Source organism: Ruminococcus sp. RTP21359st1_H3_RTP21359_211015, assembly GCF_040909065.1.
Taxonomy (GTDB): Bacteria; Bacillota; Clostridia; order Oscillospirales; family Ruminococcaceae; genus Hominimerdicola; species Hominimerdicola aceti.
On the sequence record NZ_JBDGDD010000090.1, the window covers coordinates 1 to 977 of the forward strand.

Annotated in this window: 1 protein-coding gene; it reads right to left on the reverse strand. The window is 46.5% G+C overall.

Features of this window, described 5'->3' with window-relative positions:
• Positions 1–552 (reverse strand): IS110 family transposase (locus AB5Z01_RS13805; RefSeq protein ID WP_368365632.1); only part of this gene is annotated, 552 nt, incomplete at its 3' end.
• Between the last annotated feature and the right edge of the window lie 425 nt (positions 553–977).

The window sequence follows — 977 nt, forward strand, 5'->3', positions numbered from 1 at the left end:
TTCAAGGAGCTGAAGTTCACTGAACTTCAGATAAAGATTCGAAACCATATAAGTCTTCTCCCTGGTGATGCACTCAGAAAGGTGCATACGGTGCCTTGTAAGGCGTTTCAGGGATATGAACTGCCCGCCGCGCCATGGCTCCAGTTTTTTCGTACGGCCTACCCTGCCGAAGTCCGCGATGAGATATGCATCCGTGGGATCGGTCTTTTCCATTCCGATATAGGATTTTCGGTAATTCGAAGCGGCCTTTGGGTTTACACAGAATACGTAAGGCCTGTAGGGCATGAGAACCTCGCTGGCCGACAGGAAGTTTGAAATATGCACGCTGTATACAGAAGTAGATTCCAGCACGATAAGAACCGTATCCAGGTTTTTATGCTTCTGCATGCATTCGGCAATCATATTTACAAGCTGATCGGCGCCTGGCTGGTTATTGCCAAACGACGATGAGATGTATTTGTTTTCCTCAAAGTCCATGGCATAGACGGCATTGGTCTTTGAGCTTACATCAATACCTACAAACAAGGTGGACATATAGTTGAGCTTTAACATGATATCACCTCCATTCCGATGGGGATTTGTGAAGCCTGAAGCAAAAGGTTTATCCTGTGCCGCATACGGTGACCGAACCCTCGCGCAATGAGCATGCACCCAGTCAGCCTTTTTTGCTGGGGCTAACGGCTGGGGATGAAAATTCTGTGTCAGCGGAATGTGCCGTATGTGCCAGGCTGAATGCTTTCAAAGCAGTCTCGGACGAAGCCGGCTGAAAGGAGGAGAAGCAGTGCCTTCGGACATCAGACTCTACCTGATATCATACCACAGGATCTACCTATATTGAAATGTAACTATCAACTGTATAGATGGGAATCGGGATGAGGGGAGTACCTCTTAGATATCCTTACCATTTATACCCAAAAAAGAATAAGTCTGTAAGCGGTTTTTCTTGCTTACAAACTTATTATACGAGGAGGATGAAG